At 65.4% G+C, this 19,262-nt stretch carries 24 protein-coding genes; 17 read left to right on the top strand and 7 right to left on the bottom strand.

The genetic code is table 11. The features are described from left to right. Positions 1 to 92: 92 nt before the first annotated feature. The 9 genes from LC083_RS06470 to LC083_RS06430 are packed head-to-tail and all read left to right on the top strand — an operon-like array spanning position 93 to position 6,266. Complete coding sequence (locus LC083_RS06470) at positions 93 to 503, top strand: SUF system Fe-S cluster assembly regulator (RefSeq protein WP_226699675.1); 411 nt, start codon at positions 93 to 95, stop codon at positions 501 to 503. Further along, positions 500 to 1,981, top strand: coding sequence for a Fe-S cluster assembly protein SufB (gene sufB, locus LC083_RS06465; protein ID WP_160608569.1), 1,482 nt, complete (start codon positions 500 to 502; stop codon positions 1,979 to 1,981). The genes LC083_RS06470 and sufB overlap by 4 nt, the downstream gene beginning before the upstream one ends. Beyond that, positions 1,978 to 2,502: an endonuclease domain-containing protein gene (locus LC083_RS06460; RefSeq protein ID WP_226699674.1), complete on the top strand. Its 525-nt coding sequence runs from the start codon at positions 1,978 to 1,980 to the stop codon at positions 2,500 to 2,502. Before sufB ends, LC083_RS06460 begins: the two co-directional genes overlap by 4 nt. Next, complete coding sequence (gene sufC, locus LC083_RS06455) at positions 2,489 to 3,241, top strand: Fe-S cluster assembly ATPase SufC (protein WP_226699673.1); 753 nt, start codon at positions 2,489 to 2,491, stop codon at positions 3,239 to 3,241. Before LC083_RS06460 ends, sufC begins: the two co-directional genes overlap by 14 nt. Continuing rightward, positions 3,238 to 3,999, top strand: a complete 762-nt coding sequence (locus LC083_RS06450) for a SufD family Fe-S cluster assembly protein (protein ID WP_226699672.1) — start codon at positions 3,238 to 3,240, stop codon at positions 3,997 to 3,999. The genes sufC and LC083_RS06450 overlap by 4 nt, the downstream gene beginning before the upstream one ends. Further along, positions 3,996 to 5,213, top strand: a complete 1,218-nt coding sequence (locus LC083_RS06445; RefSeq protein WP_226699671.1) for an aminotransferase class V-fold PLP-dependent enzyme — start codon at positions 3,996 to 3,998, stop codon at positions 5,211 to 5,213. The genes LC083_RS06450 and LC083_RS06445 overlap by 4 nt, the downstream gene beginning before the upstream one ends. Continuing rightward, positions 5,210 to 5,713, top strand: a complete 504-nt coding sequence (locus LC083_RS06440; RefSeq protein ID WP_222554740.1) for an SUF system Fe-S cluster assembly protein — start codon at positions 5,210 to 5,212, stop codon at positions 5,711 to 5,713. The genes LC083_RS06445 and LC083_RS06440 overlap by 4 nt, the downstream gene beginning before the upstream one ends. Beyond that, positions 5,713 to 6,072, top strand: a complete 360-nt coding sequence (locus LC083_RS06435; RefSeq protein WP_226699670.1) for a HesB/IscA family protein — start codon at positions 5,713 to 5,715, stop codon at positions 6,070 to 6,072. Before LC083_RS06440 ends, LC083_RS06435 begins: the two co-directional genes overlap by 1 nt. Positions 6,073 to 6,080: 8 nt before the next feature. Continuing rightward, positions 6,081 to 6,266, top strand: coding sequence for a hypothetical protein (locus tag LC083_RS06430; protein WP_160608562.1), 186 nt, complete (start codon positions 6,081 to 6,083; stop codon positions 6,264 to 6,266). A 1-nt stretch (position 6,267) separates the two neighbouring features. Here the strand turns inward: LC083_RS06430 and LC083_RS06425 are convergent, their stop codons facing one another. The 3 genes from LC083_RS06425 to LC083_RS06415 form a co-directional block, all read right to left on the bottom strand. Beyond that, positions 6,268 to 7,197, bottom strand: coding sequence for a hypothetical protein (locus tag LC083_RS06425; RefSeq protein ID WP_226699669.1), 930 nt, complete (start codon positions 7,195 to 7,197; stop codon positions 6,268 to 6,270). A 61-nt stretch (positions 7,198 to 7,258) separates the two neighbouring features. Continuing rightward, positions 7,259 to 7,690 carry a hypothetical protein gene (locus LC083_RS06420; protein ID WP_226699668.1) on the bottom strand — a complete coding sequence of 144 codons (432 nt, stop codon included), beginning with the start codon at positions 7,688 to 7,690 and terminating at the stop codon, positions 7,259 to 7,261. Beyond that, positions 7,683 to 8,381, bottom strand: coding sequence for an EI24 domain-containing protein (locus tag LC083_RS06415; RefSeq protein ID WP_226699667.1), 699 nt, complete (start codon positions 8,379 to 8,381; stop codon positions 7,683 to 7,685). The genes LC083_RS06420 and LC083_RS06415 overlap by 8 nt, the downstream gene beginning before the upstream one ends. A gap of 116 nt (positions 8,382 to 8,497) precedes the next feature. Here LC083_RS06415 and LC083_RS06410 point away from each other — a divergent pair, with 116 nt between their 5' ends. After that, entirely contained in the window at positions 8,498 to 9,493 is a 996-nt protein-coding gene (locus LC083_RS06410; RefSeq protein WP_226699666.1) for an adenosine kinase, read from the top strand. A 7-nt stretch (positions 9,494 to 9,500) separates the two neighbouring features. Here LC083_RS06410 and LC083_RS06405 read toward each other — a convergent pair whose 3' ends face one another. Beyond that, positions 9,501 to 9,893, bottom strand: a complete 393-nt coding sequence (locus tag LC083_RS06405; RefSeq protein WP_160608557.1) for a cytochrome c — start codon at positions 9,891 to 9,893, stop codon at positions 9,501 to 9,503. A gap of 259 nt (positions 9,894 to 10,152) precedes the next feature. Between LC083_RS06405 and LC083_RS06400 the strand changes: the two genes are divergently transcribed. Further along, entirely contained in the window at positions 10,153 to 11,556 is a 1,404-nt protein-coding gene (locus tag LC083_RS06400) for a serine hydrolase domain-containing protein (RefSeq protein WP_226699665.1), read from the top strand. Here LC083_RS06400 and purD read toward each other — a convergent pair. Next, a complete protein-coding gene (purD, locus tag LC083_RS06395) occupies positions 11,553 to 12,827 on the bottom strand; it encodes a phosphoribosylamine--glycine ligase (RefSeq protein WP_226699664.1) in 1,275 nt (424 codons plus the stop codon). The genes LC083_RS06400 and purD overlap by 4 nt on opposite strands. On the opposite strand from purD, the gene xseA reads away from it, so the two are divergent. From xseA to LC083_RS06375, 4 genes are read left to right on the top strand one after another with little or no spacing between them, the layout of a single operon-like run. Next, a complete protein-coding gene (gene xseA, locus LC083_RS06390; protein ID WP_226699663.1) occupies positions 12,826 to 14,292 on the top strand; it encodes an exodeoxyribonuclease VII large subunit in 1,467 nt (488 codons plus the stop codon). The two genes, purD and xseA, sit on opposite strands and share 2 nt — an antisense overlap. Positions 14,293 to 14,316: 24 nt before the next feature. Beyond that, a complete protein-coding gene (locus LC083_RS06385) occupies positions 14,317 to 14,526 on the top strand; it encodes a DUF2093 domain-containing protein (RefSeq protein WP_160608554.1) in 210 nt (69 codons plus the stop codon). Then, positions 14,523 to 15,392: a M23 family metallopeptidase gene (locus LC083_RS06380; protein WP_226699662.1), complete on the top strand. Its 870-nt coding sequence runs from the start codon at positions 14,523 to 14,525 to the stop codon at positions 15,390 to 15,392. The genes LC083_RS06385 and LC083_RS06380 overlap by 4 nt, the downstream gene beginning before the upstream one ends. A 6-nt stretch (positions 15,393 to 15,398) precedes the next feature. Next, on the top strand, positions 15,399 to 16,391 hold the full coding sequence (locus LC083_RS06375; protein ID WP_226699661.1) for an esterase-like activity of phytase family protein: 993 nt from the start codon (positions 15,399 to 15,401) through the stop codon (positions 16,389 to 16,391). Between the two features lie 46 nt (positions 16,392 to 16,437). On the opposite strand, the gene rpmB is transcribed toward LC083_RS06375, so the two are convergent. Beyond that, positions 16,438 to 16,728, bottom strand: a complete 291-nt coding sequence (gene rpmB / locus LC083_RS06370) for a 50S ribosomal protein L28 (protein WP_160608551.1) — start codon at positions 16,726 to 16,728, stop codon at positions 16,438 to 16,440. Between the two features lie 156 nt (positions 16,729 to 16,884). Between rpmB and LC083_RS06365 the strand changes: the two genes are divergently transcribed. Then, a complete protein-coding gene (locus LC083_RS06365; protein ID WP_226699660.1) occupies positions 16,885 to 17,340 on the top strand; it encodes a nucleoside deaminase in 456 nt (151 codons plus the stop codon). A 34-nt stretch (positions 17,341 to 17,374) separates the two neighbouring features. Here the strand turns inward: LC083_RS06365 and LC083_RS06360 are convergent, their stop codons facing one another. Beyond that, the gene (locus LC083_RS06360) at positions 17,375 to 18,025 is read right to left on the bottom strand and encodes a hypothetical protein (RefSeq protein WP_226699659.1); all 651 of its coding nucleotides are present in this window, start codon (positions 18,023 to 18,025) and stop codon (positions 17,375 to 17,377) included. 325 nt (positions 18,026 to 18,350) lie between these two features. Here LC083_RS06360 and LC083_RS06355 point away from each other — a divergent pair, with 325 nt between their 5' ends. Next, positions 18,351 to 19,232: a LysR family transcriptional regulator gene (locus LC083_RS06355; protein WP_226699658.1), complete on the top strand. Its 882-nt coding sequence runs from the start codon at positions 18,351 to 18,353 to the stop codon at positions 19,230 to 19,232. The last annotated feature ends 30 nt before the right edge of the window (positions 19,233 to 19,262 follow it).

Here is a 19,262-nt window from a genome sequence, read left to right as displayed (position 1 = left end):
CTGCTAACGACTCGCAACAAGCGGAAATCCGTTGAAACCGCGGGTTTGCGCTCATACGTGGCTAATCGGAGCGGATTCGTCCGATTTAGACCATGCGCCTTTCGAACCTTGCAGATTACGCTGTCGTCACGATGAGCCAGGCAGCCCGCCATTGCGGCGGGGGCAGGGTCAGTGCGTCCGACCTTGCGGCTGAAACCGGCCTGCCTGCCCCGACGGTGCAGAAGCTGGTCAGCAAGCTGGTCGGCGCAGGCCTGCTGCGCTCGGTGCGCGGGGCCGGCGGTGGACTGCAGCTGGCCCGTCCGGCAGCCGCGATCAGCCTCGCAGATATCGTCGAGGCGGTCGAGGGCCCGATCGCGCTGACGGCCTGTGTCGAAGGAACAGATTGCTCGGTCGATCACGAATGCCGCGTGCGGCCCCACTGGCCGTTGGTGAACGAAGCTTTGCGCGGCGCCCTGGCGAATATCAGCCTGGTTCAGCTGGCGCAGGAAAAGGAAATCGCGTGAGCGAAGACGTAGACATCCAGGACCGCGAGGCGAGGGAAGCTGCTGCCAAGGCGGCCGAGTACGAACACGGCTGGTCGGCGGACATCGAGACCGAATTCGCCGAAAAGGGCCTCACCGAAGACACGGTGCGCTTCATTTCGGCCAAGAAGAACGAGCCGGAATGGATGCTCGAATGGCGCCTCAAGGCCTTCCGCCTATGGCAGACCATGGAAGAGCCCGACTGGGCCAAGCTCGGATATCCGGCGATCGATTACCAGGACGCCTATTACTACGCCGCGCCCAAGAAGAAGGAAAAGCTCGCCAGCCTTGACGAGCTCGATCCCGAGATCAAGGCGGTCTACGACAAGCTCGGCATTCCCGTGGCGGAGCAGGAAGTGCTCGCCGGGGTCGAAGGCGCGCGCAAGGTCGCGGTCGATGCCGTGTTCGACAGCGTGTCGGTCGCCACCACCTTCCGCGAGGAGCTGAAGAAGGCGGGCGTCATCTTCCTCTCGATCAGCGAGGCGATCCGCGAATATCCGGAGCTGGTGAAGAAGTGGCTCGGCAAGGTGGTGCCGCAGAAGGACAACTTCTTCGCGACGCTCAATTGCGCGGTCTTTTCGGACGGCACCTTCGTCTACATTCCCGAGGGCGTTCGCTGCCCGATGGAACTGTCGACCTATTTCCGCATCAATGCAGAGAACACCGGCCAGTTCGAACGCACGCTGATCATCGCCGAAAAGGGCAGCTACGTCAGCTACCTGGAAGGCTGCACCGCGCCGATGCGCGATGAAAACCAGCTCCACGCAGCCGTGGTCGAACTGGTCGCGCTGGAAGATGCGGAGATCAAGTACTCGACCGTCCAGAACTGGTATCCGGGCGACGAGAACGGCAAGGGCGGGATCTACAATTTCGTCACCAAGCGTGGCCTGTGCCAAGGCGCGCGGTCCAAGATCAGCTGGACGCAGGTCGAGACCGGCAGCGCGGTGACATGGAAATATCCCAGCTGTGTGCTCAATGGCGAAGACAGCGTGGGCGAATTCTACTCGGTCGCGGTGACGAACAATTACCAGCAGGCCGATACCGGCACGAAGATGATCCACAACGGCCGTGGAAGTCGTTCAACCATCATCTCCAAGGGCATTTCGGCGGGCAAGTCGAACAACACCTATCGTGGCCGGGTCGCGGTGGCGGCCAATGCCGACGGCGTGCGCAATTTCACCCAGTGCGACAGCCTGCTGCTGGGCGACCAGTGCGGCGCGCACACCGTGCCCTACATCGAGGTGAAGAACCCGAGCGCGCAGATCGAGCACGAGGCGACCACCAGCAAGATTTCCGACGACCAGCTGTTCTACGCCATGCAGCGCGGGCTGGACGAGGAAGAGGCGGTGGCGCTGATCGTCAACGGCTTCGCCAAGGACGTGCTCAAGGAACTGCCGATGGAATTCGCCGTGGAAGCGCAGAAGCTGCTGGCGATCTCGCTTGAAGGAAGCGTTGGATGACCGACCGCAAGACCCTCCAGCTTCGCGATCCCGCGGAGACCGACGATGCCGCTCCGGCCCTCAAGAAAAAGGGCCGCGGGTGGGAGATTTCGGAAAAGCGCCTCGATGCGCTGCACGAACAGGCGCGCGAGATGCGCCGCCATTCCTCGGAGGCGCACAAGGCGCTGGCAGAGCGTTTCGCCAAGGCCGACATGGGCCGCTACACCTTCAAGCGCCACGCCGTGGTTGGCAGCGCGATCGTCGATTTCAACTGCCACAACCTCGGCATGGCGATCATGATCGACGAAGAGGGGCAGGACGAAACGCTGGCCAAACGCCGCGACAAGAGCCTCGAGGCGGTCGGCATCCGCGTGATGCGCATCGCCGCGAAAGACATTCTCGAAAACATGGACGAGGTGCTCCAGCGCATCACGCTCGGCATGCGCAGCCGCATTGCCGACAAGCAGGCTGCGCGGCGCGAACACCAGCGCAGCAGCACCCCGCGTCCGCGTCACAGCAGGAAAGACAATGCTCAAGATTGAAAACCTCACTGCCGAGATCGACGGCAAGACCATCCTCAACGGCCTGAGCCTCAAAGTGGCGGCCGGCGAGGTCCATGCGATCATGGGCCCCAACGGCGCGGGCAAGTCGACCCTGTCCTACGTTCTGGGCGGACGCCCCGGCTATGAAGTAACCGGCGGCAGCGTTACGTTTCGCGGGCAGGATTTGCTGGGTCTCGAACCGCACGAGCGTGCGGCTGCGGGCCTCTTCCTTGGCTTCCAGTATCCGGTCGAGATCCCCGGCGTGTCGAACGTCCAGTTCCTGCGCGAGGCGCTGAATGCGCAGCGCAAGGCACGCGGCGAGGAAGCCCTTTCGGGCGGCGAATTCCTCAGGCTTGCCAAGGACAAGGCCGGCCTGCTCGGCCTCGACATGGACATGCTCAAGCGCAATGTGAACGTCGGCTTTTCGGGCGGCGAGAAGAAGCGTGCCGAGATGGTCCAGATGGGCATTCTCGATCCCGCATTCGCCGTCCTCGACGAAACCGACAGCGGCCTCGACATCGACGCGCTGCGCGTGGTGGGCGAGGGCATCAACGCCATCATGCGCGCGCCCGACAAGGCGGTGCTGCTGATCACCCACTACCAGCGCCTGCTCGACGTGGTGAAACCGGACCGCGTGTCGATCCTCAGCAAGGGCCGCATCGTGAAGACCGGCGGGCCCGAGCTTGCTCTGCGCCTCGAGAACGAAGGCTATGACGCGGTGATGGCAGAGCCGGCATGAGCGAGGCCGCAATCCTACCTACCCGCAGGGACGAGGCCTGGCGCTATTCCGATACGGATGCGCTCGCAGGTGTCGACCTTGGCAACTGGCGCGCGGTCGATGTCGCGCCGGGCGAGACCGTTCGCGAAACGCTGGTGATCGAGGACGAGAACGGCAATGCCGACGGCACGCGCCTGACGCGCCTGCGCGTCTCGATCGGCAAGGGGGCGCGGTATGAACTGTTCGGCGTGATCGCCAGCGCGCATCTCGGCCGCGTGGAAGTCGAAGTGACGCTGGCCGAAGGCGCGCATTTCGAAATGGGCGGGATCACCGTCGGCGGGCGCGACACGGTGCGCGAATTCGTCACCCGCGTGGTGCATGCGCAGCCGCACGCCACCAGCAACCAGGTGGTGCGCAGCGTCCACTGGGGTCAGGGCACGGGCAATTTTCTCGGCAATATCGAGGTCGTGCGCCACGCGCAGAAGACCGACGCCGCGCAAAGCTTCAAGGGTCTGCTCCTGGAGAAGGGCGCGAGCGTGAATGCCGTGCCGCAGCTGGAAATCTTTGCCGACGACGTGAAGTGCGCCCACGGTGCCAGCGTCGGTCAGATGGACGAGAACGCGCGCTTCTATATGGCTGCGCGCGGCCTTTCGCCCGAACTCTCGCGCCGCCTGCTGGTGCAGGCCTTCATCGGCGATGCGCTGGTGGCGCTGGACGACGAGGGCGAGCATGAGCGCCTGCTGCAGGTCGCGCTGGACAAGCTGGACAAGCACCTGTGAGCGAGGTGGCGACCCTTTCCCGCAAGACGGATTTTCCCGGCCTGCTGACCGGCGACGGCGCGCCGTGGCATTATCTCGACACGGCGGCGACGGCGCAGAAACCGCAGGCGGTGATCGACGCGATGAGCCGCGCGCTGGGTCGCGATTACGCAACCGTGCACCGCGGCGTCTATGGCCGCAGCGCGCAGATGACGCTGGCCTACGAGGCCGCCCGCAGGCGCGTTGCGCAGTTCATCGGCGCTGCTTCCGAAAACGAGATCGTCTTCGTGCGCGGCGCGACCGAGGCGATCAACCTCGTCGCATCGAGCTGGGGCATGACGCGCCTGACGGCAGGCGACCGCATCGTGTTGTCCACGCTTGAACACCATTCGAACATCGTGCCCTGGCAAATGGTCGCCGAACGCACCGGTGCGGTCATCGACGTGTGCCCGCTGACCGAGGATCACCGGATCGACCTCGGCGCGCTCGAGGCCATGCTGACCCCGCGCACGAGGCTGGTGTCGCTGGCCCATGTCTCCAACGTGCTCGGCAGCGTGCTCGACGCGCGCGCGGCGGCAGACCTTGCCCATTCGGTCGGCGCGAAGATCCTGCTCGACGGGTGCCAGGCCGCGCCGCGCATGACGCTCGACATGGCCGCGCTCGATTGCGACTTCTACGCCTTCTCCGGCCACAAGCTCTACGGGCCGACCGGTATCGGCGTGCTCTGGGCGCGCGAGGACATTCTCGATGCCATGCCCCCCTACCAGGGCGGCGGCGCGATGATCGAGAAGGTGAGCTTCGAGGGTACGACCTATGCCCCGCCCCCGCAGCGGTTCGAAGCGGGCACGCCGATGATTACCGAGGCCGTCGCGCTCCACGCAGCCATCGATTACGTCGATGCGATCGGGCCCGACGCGCTGTTCGCGCACGAGGCAGCGCTGGCCGCGCAGCTGCGCGAGGAACTGCGCCGCACCAATGCCGTAACGCTGTTCGGGCCGGAGGAAAGCGCCGGCATCGTCAGCTTCGCGCTCGAAGGGGTGCATCCGCACGATCTCGGCACCATATTGGACGAGGAAAACGTGGCGATCCGCGCAGGCCACCACTGCGCGCAGCCGCTGATGGAGCATCTGGGCGTCCCGGCCACGGCCCGCGCCAGCTTCGGCCTCTACAGTGACGAAAACGACATCGCCGCCCTGATGCGCGGCATCGAAAGGACCCGGAGGATCTTCGGATGAACAAGCCCTCTGACGAGAATGATTTCATTGCCGCTCCCTCGCCTGCCGACACGGTAGTCGGCAAGCCGCCGCGTGCGCGCGTGTCCGACGCGGTCGATCCCGACGAGACGGCCGGCGCCAAGCTGGAGCGCAAGCGCGACTATCTCGAAGGCTTCCTGCAGAAGAAGCCGGAGAACGTGCCTGCCGGATCGCCCGGCGGCGCGCTTTACGAGGCGGTCATCGACGCGCTGAAGGAAATCTACGACCCGGAAATCCCGGTGAACATCTACGACCTCGGCCTGATCTACGGCGTCGAGGTGTCCGACGAGGCCGACGTGGTCGTCACCATGACGCTGACCACGCCGCACTGCCCCGTGGCCGAAACCATGCCGGGCGAAGTCGAACTGCGCGCCGCCAGCGTGCCGGGCGTGCGCGATGCCGAGGTCAACCTCGTCTGGGACCCGCCGTGGGGACCGGACAAGATGACCGACGAGGCGCGTCTCGAACTGGGGATGCTGTGATGGGCGATCAGGCTACCCGTCCCGCGCCCAAGGCGGCCGTCATCCTGACCGAGCGTGCGCAAGCGCGCATCGCCGAGCTCATGTCGAAGGCACCCGAAGGGGCCATAGGCGTGAAGCTGTCGACCCCGCGCCGCGGGTGTTCGGGCCTTGCCTATTCGGTCGACTACGTGACCGAGGAAGCCAAGTTCGACGAGAAGATCGAAACGCCCGGCGGTGTCTTCTACATCGACGGGGCGAGCGTGCTCTACCTCGTCGGCAGCACGATGGACTGGGTGGAGGACGATTTCTCCGCCGGTTTCGTGTTCGAAAATCCCAACGCCAAGGGCGCTTGTGGCTGCGGCGAGAGCTTCATGGTATAAAGGCAGGCATGGAAGAGCGTGAAATAGCCAGGCTTATTGCCTCCCTGCACGGGCCGGAACGCCGGCTCATGGAGCGCATCGCAAAGCGCTGGCGCAGAAAACCGCCCGAATCGGGTATTTCCGTTCCCGCTATTCCTCCCAAGGGCCCGCTGCCCAAGCAGGGCGGCGCCGAAGCCCCGCTGGTTTTCGACTGACCTAGCCTTCCGCGAGGAAGGCGAGCAGCGCTTCCTCGAATTCGTCTACCCGTCCGTCGGCGGCGATCTGCGCGTCGAGCCATTCCTTCTCGCCATCCGTCACAGCGTGCGCATCGGCGGCGGCTTCTGCGGAGGAGACGCCGCTCGCCTTGCGGCCGAACACCTTGCCGAACGCATTGGGCGAAGCCTTCGCCATCCGGCCCAGGAACGAGCCGACGCCGTGCGAGGTGTCGTGCATGAAGGCCTGCAGTTCCTCCGCACGCTCGCGGCTGATCTGCGCATTGGCATGGGCATGGCCCTGCAGGTAATTCGCCACGCCCTGCACGAACAGCTGCTTCCATTCTGGCGCATTGTCGCCGTCCAGCGTCGCGTCCTTCAGGCGGAAGAGCATTTCGGCTTCCTTGCGGCCGACGGCTGCAGGCCGTTCGCTGGCAGGCGCGAAGATTGCGCGGCGCAGCAGGGCGGCCTCGGTTGCATTGACGTTGCCTGCTTCCAGCTCGCCGCCGCAGCGGGTCGGGCCGGTGCCGTGCAGCACGGCGTGTTCGACCTTGGCGATCGCGAAATCCTTGAGCGAGACGGGGACATTGTGCGCGCGTTCGAAGACGCGCAGCAGCAGTTCCAGTTCAGCCATCGAGCACAGGTGCCCGTCGGCATCGATCTGGCTCACCAGCCAGTCGGCATTTTCCTGGTCGACATAGCCGCGCGGCGCGCGCTGGTTGACCACGTATTCGCCCAGAGCCTCGACGAAGAAATCGGTCCATTCGGGGCCGCGCTCGCCAAGCTGCGCATTGATCGCGAAGATCGCTTCGGCTTCGTTCTGGCAGATGCGCCCGTCCGGCCATGCTTCGCGTCGCAGCGAAAGGACTTCCTCCGCCGAAACCTCGCCATTGGCCGAGACACGCTTGGCCAGATCCGAAAAATGCACGCTCATGCTCGTCCTACCCCACAATTACAGGCGCGGGAGAACCTAGGACGGTTTGCTTAAGACCAGGTTAGCGACGCAGGGCGCGCACGCAGGCGGCCCGGTCCACGTCCAGCGCATCGCTGGCACGGCGCGCGGCGACATAGGTCGCGCTCGGCTCCGCTCCGGGGGCGAGCGGGTAGAGATAGACGTCGAGCACGCAGGCCTCGCCGGTGAACTGCAGCTTGTAGGCATCGCCTTCGCGCACCGAGAGGCGCGGCGGGCCGAACAGGTTGGCAAGCGCCGTCGCGTTCTTGCCGATCACGCCTTCGAGGCCGGGCAGGTTCATCACCTGCGGCGCCTTGAATCCACCGGTCGAGGGCGCCGGGCGAACTTGCGTCTGCGGCGGCGGGGTCGTGGCTGCCGGGCGCTGCTGCTGAGGCGGCCAGTAGGTCGGCGGCGAGGAACTCACGCAGGCTGACAGGGCCGCGGAGGCAATCACGACGAGGGCGATGTTACGCATGGGCGCCTCTTGCGCGGTGGACCATGTGGGTTGCGCTCGCCGCGCCGAGCACGGGGGCGATCAGGTTGGCGAACGGCACCAGCATGATGCCCGCGACAGTCCCGCCGAGAAGGAAGCGCCGGCCCGCGCTCATCGGGGCGATTTCCGCCTTGTCGCTGCGGTGGCGCAGCCAGACCATGTCCTGCAATTCGCGGCCCAGCAGCCAGCCGTTGACCGCCCAGAACAGGACTGCGGTGCCGATGCCGGTTACGAGCAGCGCGATAGCAAAGGGCAGGGCGACGAGGTTCACCAGCACCGCGCGAAAGGCTGAGCGCAGGCTGTTGCCCAGTTCCTCGCGGAACGGCAGGCCGGCGACCTTGGCGGCGTGCGGATAGTGCCGCGCCTCCACCGCTCGCACGATCTCGTCGGCGTAGAACTGGAGGACGAACAGCGCCACGATGCGGAACAGCAGCCAGCCGGCGACAAGGCCGATGGTCAGCGCAGCGACGGCGGCGAGAGTATCGCTGTAATCTTCGGGCATGTTGGCGGCGAGCCAGGTCTCGATCGCCGAATCGAGAGCAGCCCACAGACCGATGCCGAGCACGGCAAAGATCGCCAGCGTGACGAGCACGCTTTTGACGAGCACTTCCACAATGGCGGGATCGCCCAACTGGCTCAGCGACAGGGCAAGGGCGCGGGGTAGCGAAACCATGACAGGGGGCGGGGAATGCGCGCGCCGCCGCGGCAAGTCAATGTTGCCCTTGGCCTAGGCCCGACGAACCGCTAACCGCGCCCGACAACTCGTTACCAGACCTTCCCGGAGTACCCATGTCCCAGCCCCGTTACGACGTCCTCGCCATCGGCAATGCCATTGTCGATGTGATGGCACCCTGTGCAGACGATCTGATCGAGGAGCTGGGCCTTGCCAAGGGCGGGATGACCCTGGTCGACACCGAGCGGGCGAAGGAACTCTACGACGCCATGGGCCGCGCGACCGAGATTTCGGGCGGTTCCGCGGCCAATACGCTGGCCGGCATGTCCTCGCTGGGCGCACAGTGCGCCTTCATTGGCCAGGTGGCGGCCGACCAGCTGGGCGAGATCTTCAGCCATGACATCCGCGCCGTCGGCATTGATTTCGACACCGCGCCCCGCGCCGGCGACCCGCCGACCGCGCGCTGCCTCATCTTCGTGACGCCCGATGGCGAGCGCACGATGAACACCTTCCTCGGCGCCAGCCAGTTCCTGCCGCCCGCCGCGCTTGACGACGAGTTGATCGCCAGCGCCGGCATTCTCTATCTCGAAGGCTATCTCTGGGATCCGGAAGAGCCGCGCAGCGCCATGCGCCGGGCCATGGAAGTCGCCCGCGCCGCTGGCCGCAAGGTCGCCTTCACCGCGTCGGAAAGCTTCGTGATCGACCGCCACGGCGACGATTTCCGCCAGATGATCGACGAGGGGCTGATCGACATCCTCTTCGTCAACGAGCACGAGCTTGCGACGCTAACCGGCGAAGCCGACTTCGAAGCCGGTCTCGCCAAGATTGCGGGCAAGGTGCCCGTCCTCGTCGCCACGCGCAGCGCCAGGGGCGCGGTCGGCATCGCCTATGGCGAGCGCGTCGATATCGAGGCGGAGCCGATCGACAAGGTGGTCGACACGACCGGTGCGGGCGATCTCTTCGCTGCCGGCTTCCTGACGGGTCATGCGCGCGGCGAAAGCCTCAAGCGGTGCCTGCGCATGGGCGCCATCTGCGCAGCCGAGATCATCAGCCACATCGGTGCACGCAGCGAAAAGGACCTGAAGGCGCTGGTTGCCGAAAAACTCGGCTGACCGGCGCTCAGGATACCGGCTTGCGGTATTCCGGGTCGCGCAAGGTCAGGATGTAGTGCGCCAGTTCCTTGGCCTGCTCGGGGTCGAGGTCGAAATCCATCACCATCGGGTAATTGTGCGCATCGGTGAGATAGGCCTGCAGCGTATCCTCGGTCACGCCTTCCCGGTTGGCGATATCGGCAAAGGTGGGCGAGGCCGGATTGGGCGACAGCCACGGCTTTTCCACCGCATGGCATCCGCCGCACGCACCTTGTGCAAAGGCCAGCGGATTGTCGTGCGCGACATCGGTCGGCATGGCGATCGCGGTTTCCTCCTCCCCGTAGGCCGTTTGGCAGGCGGCGAGCCCGGCAAGGGCGATGGCGGGAAGGGCGAAGCGCAGCGGCGATCCGGTTCGTGTCATGCTCGGATTGTGCCTCTGCTCTTCCTTCCCTGACAAGGAAAAACATCTCCATTTCACCATCCCGGCGCCCTTAATCGCCATCCGAGCCCGATTGGTGTAGTCTTGCGCCGGGTCCGCGAAAGTGGAGGAGGGAAGTATGCTTCGAACCGCGTCAGTCCGAGGCCTCGCTCTGGCGACTTGCCTGGGCAGCCTGGTGGCAAGTTCGGTAACCGCGCAGGAACGCGCGCCCCAGCGTGCACAACCAGCACGCGCGGCAACGATGACCCAGGTCGATCCTCCGAGTCTTCAGGTCCAGTTGCGCGATGGCGCGGCCCGGTCGAAGCTGGCAGCCGAGCTCAAGGGAATTTCGGTGGACCAGGTCTTGGAGGTCGCGGCACGGGTCGAACGGGCCCCTGCCGATGCAGCGAGCAGGGAACGGCGCGAAGCGCGTGAGAACGCCGGAGATGCGGTCGGAAAGGCGCAGCTCGCCACTCTAGCGCGCATGGCCGCGACTTCGCGGGTGGAACCTTCGCCCGAAAGCATCGTGCCCCCGGCGCGCGCGACGATCAAGCCCGGGACGGCCCGCCCTGCGCCCGCTGGCGGAACCCAGCTCGCCGCCCCGCCCCGTCCCACGCTCGACGTGAACGGCTTCGGCGAGGACCTGCACCAGGCTCTCAGCGGCAGCGTGCAGGGCTACACCATGCGCATGCGGCGCAATGGGCAAACCATCTACACTCTCCAGTGGAATTGGGCCCGGCGTCCGAGCGACGGCCAGCGCGGATGGAATCCCGACCGGCGCATGAATATCGCCAGCGTGTCGAAATTTATCACGGCCGTGGCGATGTTCGACCTGCTCGACCGCCGGAACATCGATCCGGCCACGCCGATCGCGCAGTGGCTGCCAGCCTACTGGAATCTCGGACCGAATGCCGACGACATCACTTTCGAGATGCTGATGACGCATTCCTCGGGGCTGGCGAACTCGGGCTCCACCGATTTCGGGACCATGCGTCAGATGATCGCGGCGGGCGTTACGCCGAACCTGCCGACCAGTTTCACCTACGAGAACACGAATTTCGGCTTGCAGCGCATCCTGATCGCAACGCTTGGCGGCTATGTCGGTCGCAATCTCAATCTCGGCAACACCGGCATGAACGATGCCATCTGGAATGCGACCACGATCGCGGCCTACGACGATTATGTCGAGAAAAACGTCTTCGCCCCGGCAGGCGTGACCAATGCGGGCTTCGGCAAGAATGCCGACATCGCCCTCGCCTATGCCTTCAATGGTGGCAGCGGCTGGAACACGGGTGACCTGTCATGGCGTGCCGGTTCGGGCGGCTGGCATCTCTCGGTAGACGAGATCCTCGATGTCGCGGGGACTTTCCGGTACACCGACAAGATCGTGTCCAAGGCCAAGGCGGCATCGGCCATTTCGAGCCGCTACGGGCTCGACGGGCGCTGGGCGACCAACTGGGGTTCGGTCTATCACAAGAACGGCATCTGGAGCGAACAGGCCGACTGCCCCGCCGGACAGCGCCAGGAGCAGAGCTTGCTGCTGCTCATGCCCGACAACATGGAGATGGCGCTGCTGGTGAATTCGCCCGTGGGCCCCGGCTGCACCTTCCTGCGCGGCGTGGTGCAGCAAGTGCTGCTCAACAATATCGTCGAACCGAACGGCTAGCCGCGTTCGCGCCTGACCTCGCGCTGGCCGATGTCGCGGCGGCAGAAGCCTTCCGGGAAATCGACCGCGTCGACTGCGGCATAGGCGTTGCGCTGCGCCTCGGTCGCGCTGGCGCCGCGGGCCGTCACGTTGAGCACGCGCCCGCCGTTGGCGACCAGTTGGCCGCTGTCCAGCTTCGTACCTGCGTGGAAGACCTTGGCCCCGCCTGCTTCCGCCTCGCCAATAAGGATCGCCCCGCCCTTTTTCGGCGTGTCGGGATAGCCTTCTGCGGCCATGACCACGGTGAGGGCGAAATCGTCCGACAGCTTCGGCGTCGCGATCTCGCCCAGCCGGCCTTCGGCGCAGGCGAGCATGATTTCGACGAGGTCGCTTTCCAGCCTCATCATCAGCACCTGGCATTCCGGATCGCCGAACCGGACGTTGTATTCGATCAGCTGCGGCCCGTCCTTCGTCAGCATGAGGCCGGCGTAGAGCACACCCGAATAGGGATGCCCTTCCTCGCGCATGGTCTGCACGGTCGGCCCGACGATTTCGCGCATCACCTGGTCCTGCAGCGCCTGGGTGAGGACGGGGGCGGGCGAATAGGCGCCCATGCCGCCGGTATTGGGGCCGGTATCCCCTTCACCCACGCGCTTGTGGTCCTGGGCGCTGCCGAAGGGGACGATCGTCTCGCCATCGGTGAGCGCGAAGAAGCTCGCCTCCTCGCCGGTGAGGAACTGCTCGATCACGACTTCGCTGCCCGCGCTGCCGAACTTGCCTTCGAACATGTCGGACAGCGCGTTCTGCGCGTCCTCGCGCGTTTCAGCGATGACCACGCCCTTGCCTGCTGCAAGCCCGTCGGCCTTGAGCACGAAGGGCGCGTCGAATTTCTTGAGCGCGCCCCAGGCCGCTTCGAGCGAGGTGCAGCGCACGAAACGTGCAGTGGGGATATTGGCCCGCTCGCACAGCTCCTTGGTGAAGGCCTTCGACCCTTCGAGCTGTGCGGCGGCCTTCGACGGGCCGAATGCGGGGATGCCGGCGGCGCGCAGGCTGTCGGCAAGGCCGTCCACCAGCGGCGCTTCCGGGCCGATCACGACCAGCCCGATGCCATTGTCGCGGCAGAAGCGTTCCAGTGCTGCATGGTCGGTAGCATCGAGGTCGATACACTCGGCACATTCGGCCATTCCGGGATTGCCCGGGCTCGCCCACAGCTTGTCGCAGGCCGGCGATTGCGCCAGTTTCCACGCAAGCGCATGTTCGCGGCCGCCGCTGCCCAGCAAAAGGATATTCATGCCCGCCGATTTCCCGTCAGATTCCGAAGATGAAGGCTTGGTAGCGAAGGGGCGCGCAGGCGACAATGCCGCCCCGCTCTCCATCAGCGAAATCTCCAACCTGCTGAAGCGCACGGTGGAGGACCGCTTCGGCTTCGTGCGCCTGCGCGGCGAACTGTCGGGCGTGAAGCGTGCGGCCAGCGGGCATCTCTACTGCGCGCTCAAGGACGAGAAGGCGGTGCTCGACGGGGTGATGTGGCGCGGTCAGGTCGACCGGCTGCCCTTCCGCCCCGAAGACGGGCTGGAGGTCGTCGCCAGCGGCAAGCTGACGACCTATCCCGGGCGCTCCAAGTACCAGATCGTGATCGAGCGGATGGAACTGGCAGGCGAAGGCGCGCTGCTGGCCCTGCTCGAGAAATCCAAGGCGCGGCTGGCGGCAGAAGGGCTGTTCGACGAGGCACGCAAGCGTCCGCTCCCCTTCCTGCCGCGCACGATCGGCGTGGTCACTTCGCCCACCGGCGCGGTGATTCGCGACATCCTCCACCGCTTGGCCGACCGTTTCCCCAGCCGGGTGATCGTGTGGCCGGTGCTGGTGCAGGGGCAGGGCGCGGCCGAACAGGTTGCGGGCGCGGTGCGCGGCTTTTCCGGAATGCCAGAGGGCCATCCCGACCGCCCCGACCTCGTCATCGTGGCGCGCGGCGGCGGCTCGATCGAAGATTTGTGGAGCTTCAACGAGGAAGTCGTGGTCCGCGCGATTGCGGATTGCTCGATCCCCACGATCAGCGCGGTCGGGCACGAAACCGATACCACGCTGGCCGATTTCGCGGCCGACCGGCGCGCGCCGACGCCGACTGCGGCGGCAGAGATTGCCGTGCCGGTGCGCGCGGAACTGGCCGCGACCTTGCGCGATTTCGCAGCGCGCAACCAGCGGGCGATCCTGCGACCGGTGCAGCTGGGGCGCGAACGGCTGGAAGCGCGCGTGCAGCGGCTGCCGGGGCCCGAGGCGATCCTGCAACCGAGCGCGCTGGCGCTCGACGAGATGACCGAACGGTTGCGGCGCGGCCTCACCGACCGGGCGGCGCGCGGGCGCGAGCGGCTGGCACAGCTGCGCCTTTCACCGGCTATGCTGGAGCGTAACCTGCGCGATGGCCGCAAGGCGCTCGGCAACATCCGGCTCGTGCCCTCGCTGGTCGAGCGCCCGCTGGCCGAGCGGCGCGAAAAGCTTGCCGCAATCGCGCGCTTGGCCGAGCAATTGCACCCCGACCGCCCGCTCGAACGCGGTTATGTCCGCGTGACGGGTGCAGGCGGACAGACCGTGACGAGCCGCGATGCAGCGGCAGCCGAAGCCGCGCTCACGCTAAAGTTCCGGGACGGCGACCTCGCCGTCGTGCCGGGCGAGAGTGCTCCTTCGCCGCCGCCGCGCAAGCCTGCGCCCAAGCCCCGCGCCAAGGGAACGACGCCTGAACAGGATGATTTGTTCGGTTAAGCGCGAAATGCTAGGATGGCGTCCATGTTGATGAACAAGAATTCCGGCCCGTCTTCGGGCGAGGCAAAGCTGCAGTACGGCCCCAACGGTTTCCGCGTCCTGCGCGCGGGTCAGCACGTCTTCTGCGCGGCATCGGGCGTGCCGATCGCGTTGGAGGAACTGCGCTACTGGTCGGTCGAATACCAGGAAGCCTACGCAACGCCGCAGCTGGCGACCGAGCGGCTGAAGCCGTGAACCTCGCAAGGGTCGCACCGCTTCTCACTCTCCTTGCAATAGCCCCTGCCGCGCAGGCCGAACCTGCGCCCGCGCAGCCCTCCGGTGCGGCGCCGCTCGCGCAGCCCGTGGCCGCCGATTTCGCCATTCGCGGCGAGCTGGAGCAGGGCGGCTGGATCCGCGGCCGCCTGCCCGCAGGCACGGTGGCTGCGGCACTGGGTTCGACCCCGCTTGCCTTCGACGAGAGCGGCAATTTCTTCGCCGCCTTCGACCGCGACCAGGACGGATCGCTCCGCCTCAGCGCAACGAGGCAGGACGGGCAGGTCGTCGCGCGCGATCTCTCGGTAAAGCCCCGCGACTGGAACATCGAGCGCGTCAACGTGCCGCTTCGGCCCCGCAGTTCGTCCGAAGCCTTCATGGAGCGTCGCAGGCCAGAACTTGAAGCGATCTGGGCAGCGCGCGAGAAGGATACGCAAAGCGAGGGCTGGCGACAGGAATTCATCTGGCCGGCAAAGGGCCGCATTTCTGGGCGCTTCGGGTCGCAGCGGATCTACCAAGGCCAGCCCGGCAGCTATCATTCCGGCCTCGATATCGCGGGCGGCGATGGCACGACCTATGTCGCGCCTGCTGCCGGGACGGTGGTGCTGGCGGTGCGCGGCTTCAGCCTCGAAGGCAATCTGCTGATCATCGATCACGGCCAGGGGCTGAACAGCGCCTTCCTCCATTCATCCGAACTGTTCGTGAAGGAAGGCGACAAGGTCGAGCAGGGCCAGCCGCTCGGCCGCATCGGTGCATCGGGCCGCGCAACGGGTCCGCATTTGCACTGGAGCCTCAAGTGGCGCGATGCCCGGCTCGACCCGCTGCTGTTCCTGCCGCCAATGTCCTGACCCGCCTTGCGTCCTGTCCGCCTGCTTCTTGCCGCCACCGTGGCGATCTGCCTTGCGCCGGGCACTTTCGTGCGCTCGGCGGTCCCGCCGCACGACTTCACCTCGCCAGTCACCATAAGCCCCCTCGCGTTGCAGCCGCAGGCGGTCGGGGAACTGCAACTGGAGGCCGGCTGGCTGCTGGAAAGCGATAACGACCTGTTCGGCGGATGGTCGGCAATGGTCGACTGGATCGACGACAGCCTGCTCGTCGGCAGCGATGCTGCACGCGTCATGGTCCTTAAACGCCCCGACCTGGGGATGGAGGAACCGCGTCTCGGTGCAATTTCGTGGGCGCGCCCGCAGGAAAAGCGCGATGTCGATCTCGAATCGCTTTCGCGGGATCCGGTCACCAACGAGCTTTGGGCAGGCTTTGAAAGGTCGAACTCGGTCGTGCGGATCGTCCGCCCGCTTCGACCGGTGCAAAGTTTCAGCCCGCCCGAGATGGCCGACTGGCCCGCCAATGCCGGCCCCGAATCGCTTGTCCGCTTTCCCGATGGCAGGCTGCTGGTCGTCGCAGAAACGGCCGTTGCAAAGGGACGGCACGATGCCGTGCTGTTTCCTAGCGGGGTGGGCGGCCCTGCAGCGCCTGTGCGCTTCCTCGTCGAAGCCCCTGAGGACTACCGGCCGTCCGATGCGGCTCTCCTGCCCGACGGACGCTTGCTGTTCCTCCTGCGCGGGGTCGATTGGGGCTTCCCGCCGAGTTTCCCGGCCATGCTGGCCGTCGCCGATCCTTCCGGTATCGTGGAGGGCGGTGTGATGCCCATGCGGGAACTGGCGCGCATTGAGGAGCCACTGCCGAGCGACAATTTCGAAGGGCTGGCGGTGATGGAGGAGGCGGACGAGAGCCTCGCCATCTGGCTGATCTCCGACGACAATTTCAATAGCTACCAGCAGACACTGCTGCTCAAGCTCGTCTGGGAGAATTATCGGACCCGGACACGACAAAAGGCGCGCAGGTAAACCCGCGCGCCCTTGCTTGAGTCGTAAAGGAGAAGTGCGCGAAGCCTCAGGCGGCTTCGACGGCAGCCTTCTTCAGTTCGCGCTTCACCTTGAGTGCGCGCGCCGACAGCTTCTCGTCATTGGTCTTGAGCAACCAGTTGTCGAGACCGCCGTTGTGCTCGACCGAGCGCAGGCCCTGGGTCGAAACGCGGAACTTGAAGCTGCGGTCCAGCTTCTCGCTCATCAGCGTGACGTTCTGCAGGTTCGGCAGGAAGACCTTCTTGGTCTTGTTGTTGGCGTGGCTCACATTGTGGCCGACCTGGCGGCCCTTGCCGGTGAGTTCGCAAATGCGCGACATGATACGTCTCTCGTTCGAATGGCTGGGCGAGTTCCCTTGGCCGCGGTGAGCGGGGCGGGGGCTCATTAATCCCGGAAAGCGGCGCGCATAGCGGCGGGTAGCCGAATCGTCAAGCACGTTGCGCGAGGCGAAGCCGGGGGCTAGCGAGGCCGCATTATGACCTCGTGGACCCTCCCGCAACCCATGCAGCGCGCGCTCGAACTGGCGGAGGCCTCTGCCGGTGTGGGCGAGGTGCCGGTCGGCGCGGTCGTGACGCGCGGCGGGGCGATCATCGCCGAGGCACACAATGCCCCGCGCGAAACGCACGATCCGACCGCCCATGCCGAAATCCTGGCGATCCGCCGCGCGGCAGAGGTGCTGGGGGACGAACGGCTCACGGATTGCGAGCTCTGGGTAACTCTGGAGCCATGCGCCATGTGCGCCGGCGCCATCGTCCATGCCCGCATCGCCAAGCTCTATTACGCCGCCAGCGACCCCAAAGGCGGCGCGGTCGAACACGGCGCACGGGTGTTCGAGCAGGAGCAATGCCTGCACAAGCCTGAGGTCTATTCCGGCATGGGCGAGGCACGCGCGGCGGAAATGCTGCGCGGGTTCTTCAGGCAGCGGCGCTAAGCCTCGCGCCGCGCGCCGCTCCCGAAATAGCGGATCAAGCGTCGGGCCCGATCGAGCGGATGACTGCGCCCTTTTCGTCGAGGAAGTCGATGGCGCTGGCCCCGTCCTTTTCGACGCGCAGCATCATGCGGGGCACGCCCGAGCCGTCCTGCAACATCAGCACCGACGCGCGGTCGCGCGACTTGCCGAGGAACAGGCGCGGCGCGCCGCCGGCACTTCCTTCGCGCACCGCTGCCTTGCCGTCCTTGCTCTCGAACATCGATTCGCCGGGGCGGTCCGAGATGATGGCCGCGGCCATGTCGCGCTCGCCATTGTCGGTCTGGAGCAGTTGAAGCGTCTGGTCGTTTTCATAGCGGTCGAAGGTCAGGCTGGCCCCGGCATTGGTCTTGCCGCCTTCGGACTTGCCCGCCCAGATCAACCCGCCGTTCTCGGTCCCTTCGTCGTTGAGGAACAGCATGCCGGCGGGAAAGCGGCGGTCGGGACGGTCGATTTCCTGCCCTTTGTGAAACGCGCCGGGGAAACGGTCACGGCCGGAAATGACCATCCGCAATGTCCCGTCGGGCTCGCGAATGTTGATCCGCTCGACGTCGAGCGTCTTCATCGTGTCGGGGCGCGCTGCCGCGACGAGCGAGATTGCCATGCCGACCAGTGCGGCGCCCGTAATCAGACCATGCCAATATGCCATCGTATTACCCTGCTTTGGTGTTCTATGTATGTAGAACACTACACGGAAAAAGCATGATATGTCAACGAATTAGGACGGGCGGGGTGTGCTGCTTGCCCGTGCTGTTTGCCGGGAGAGCATTGAGAGGGAATGATGAGCCGGGCCAAGTGCTGCAGTCTTGCCCTGCTGTGACGGGTGTAAGGTCGCCGGGCTAGGAGATCCGTAGCCCGGCGACCTGGGTGCGTACCCGAAAGGCTCGGTTGGAAACCCTTCCACGCGGCCATACTCGGAGGGGCCCTGGAATAATATTGAATAAAATGCCTACACTTGTTACCTGCGCGAACATATGGATGAGATGCGTCTCCTGCGGCATTTTGAAGCCGTTTACCGGCTATCGAGCTTTTCGGCTGCAGCCAGGGAATTGAGGCTGACGCATTCTGCGATAACGAAGAGCATCAAGGCGCTGGAGGATGGCTGGGAGGCCCAGCTATTCAACCGGACCACCCGCAGCGTGATTCCCACGGAAGCCGCCAAGAAACTCTATCCGCAAGCAGTCGAGCTCCTGGCCTTCGCGGCGAGCGTGCGGAGGTCCGTTGCGACGGAACAAATCGAGATAAATATCTTGAGCGGGGCGGGTGCGATCGAAGGATACATCCACCCTGCCATTCTGAAGTTCGCGCGCCGGTATCCTGAGGCCAGGATCAACGTTGCGACGATGCAGGCGCATTTGGCAGCAGACGAGCTGCTCCAGCGCCGGACCGATATCCTTGTTTATCATGACACCAGCTTCGCCGTGATGCCTCACAAGAACCAGATGCGGCTGACCAAGGTGGTCGATGAACCTTATCTCATTGTCTATCGCCCTGAATTTTCCTCTGATTTACGAAACAGCTCGCTAGGCGATCTTCTGCTTCATTATGACTGGGCACTGCCGGTGAGCCGGACGTTCGAAGATTTCCTGCCGGCGAAGTTGCGCACTTTCCTGAAGAATGAAGCTGCGCCCCGGTACCGCCTTGCGAACCAGACAGCCTGTATAGAGCTTGTGAAACAGAGCGACCTGTTGAGCGTGCTTCCAGGGAGCCTCGCCGATGGCCTCGTAGCTCGAGGAGAGCTCTCGGCCATTCCCCTTCCCGCCGATTTCCGCTTCGCGATCAGTGCCGCAATTCACGATAACGCCGCCCTGGAGCCCGCGTTGAACCACTTCATCGACTGCATGAAGGCAATTTAGGGCTCGATATTGCACCGCGAACCCGCCAGC

Origin of the sequence: Qipengyuania gaetbuli, assembly GCF_020524765.1 — a bacterium.
Classification (GTDB): Bacteria; Pseudomonadota; Alphaproteobacteria; order Sphingomonadales; family Sphingomonadaceae; genus Qipengyuania; species Qipengyuania gaetbuli_A.
This window is presented reverse-complemented; position numbering and strand designations above follow the sequence as displayed.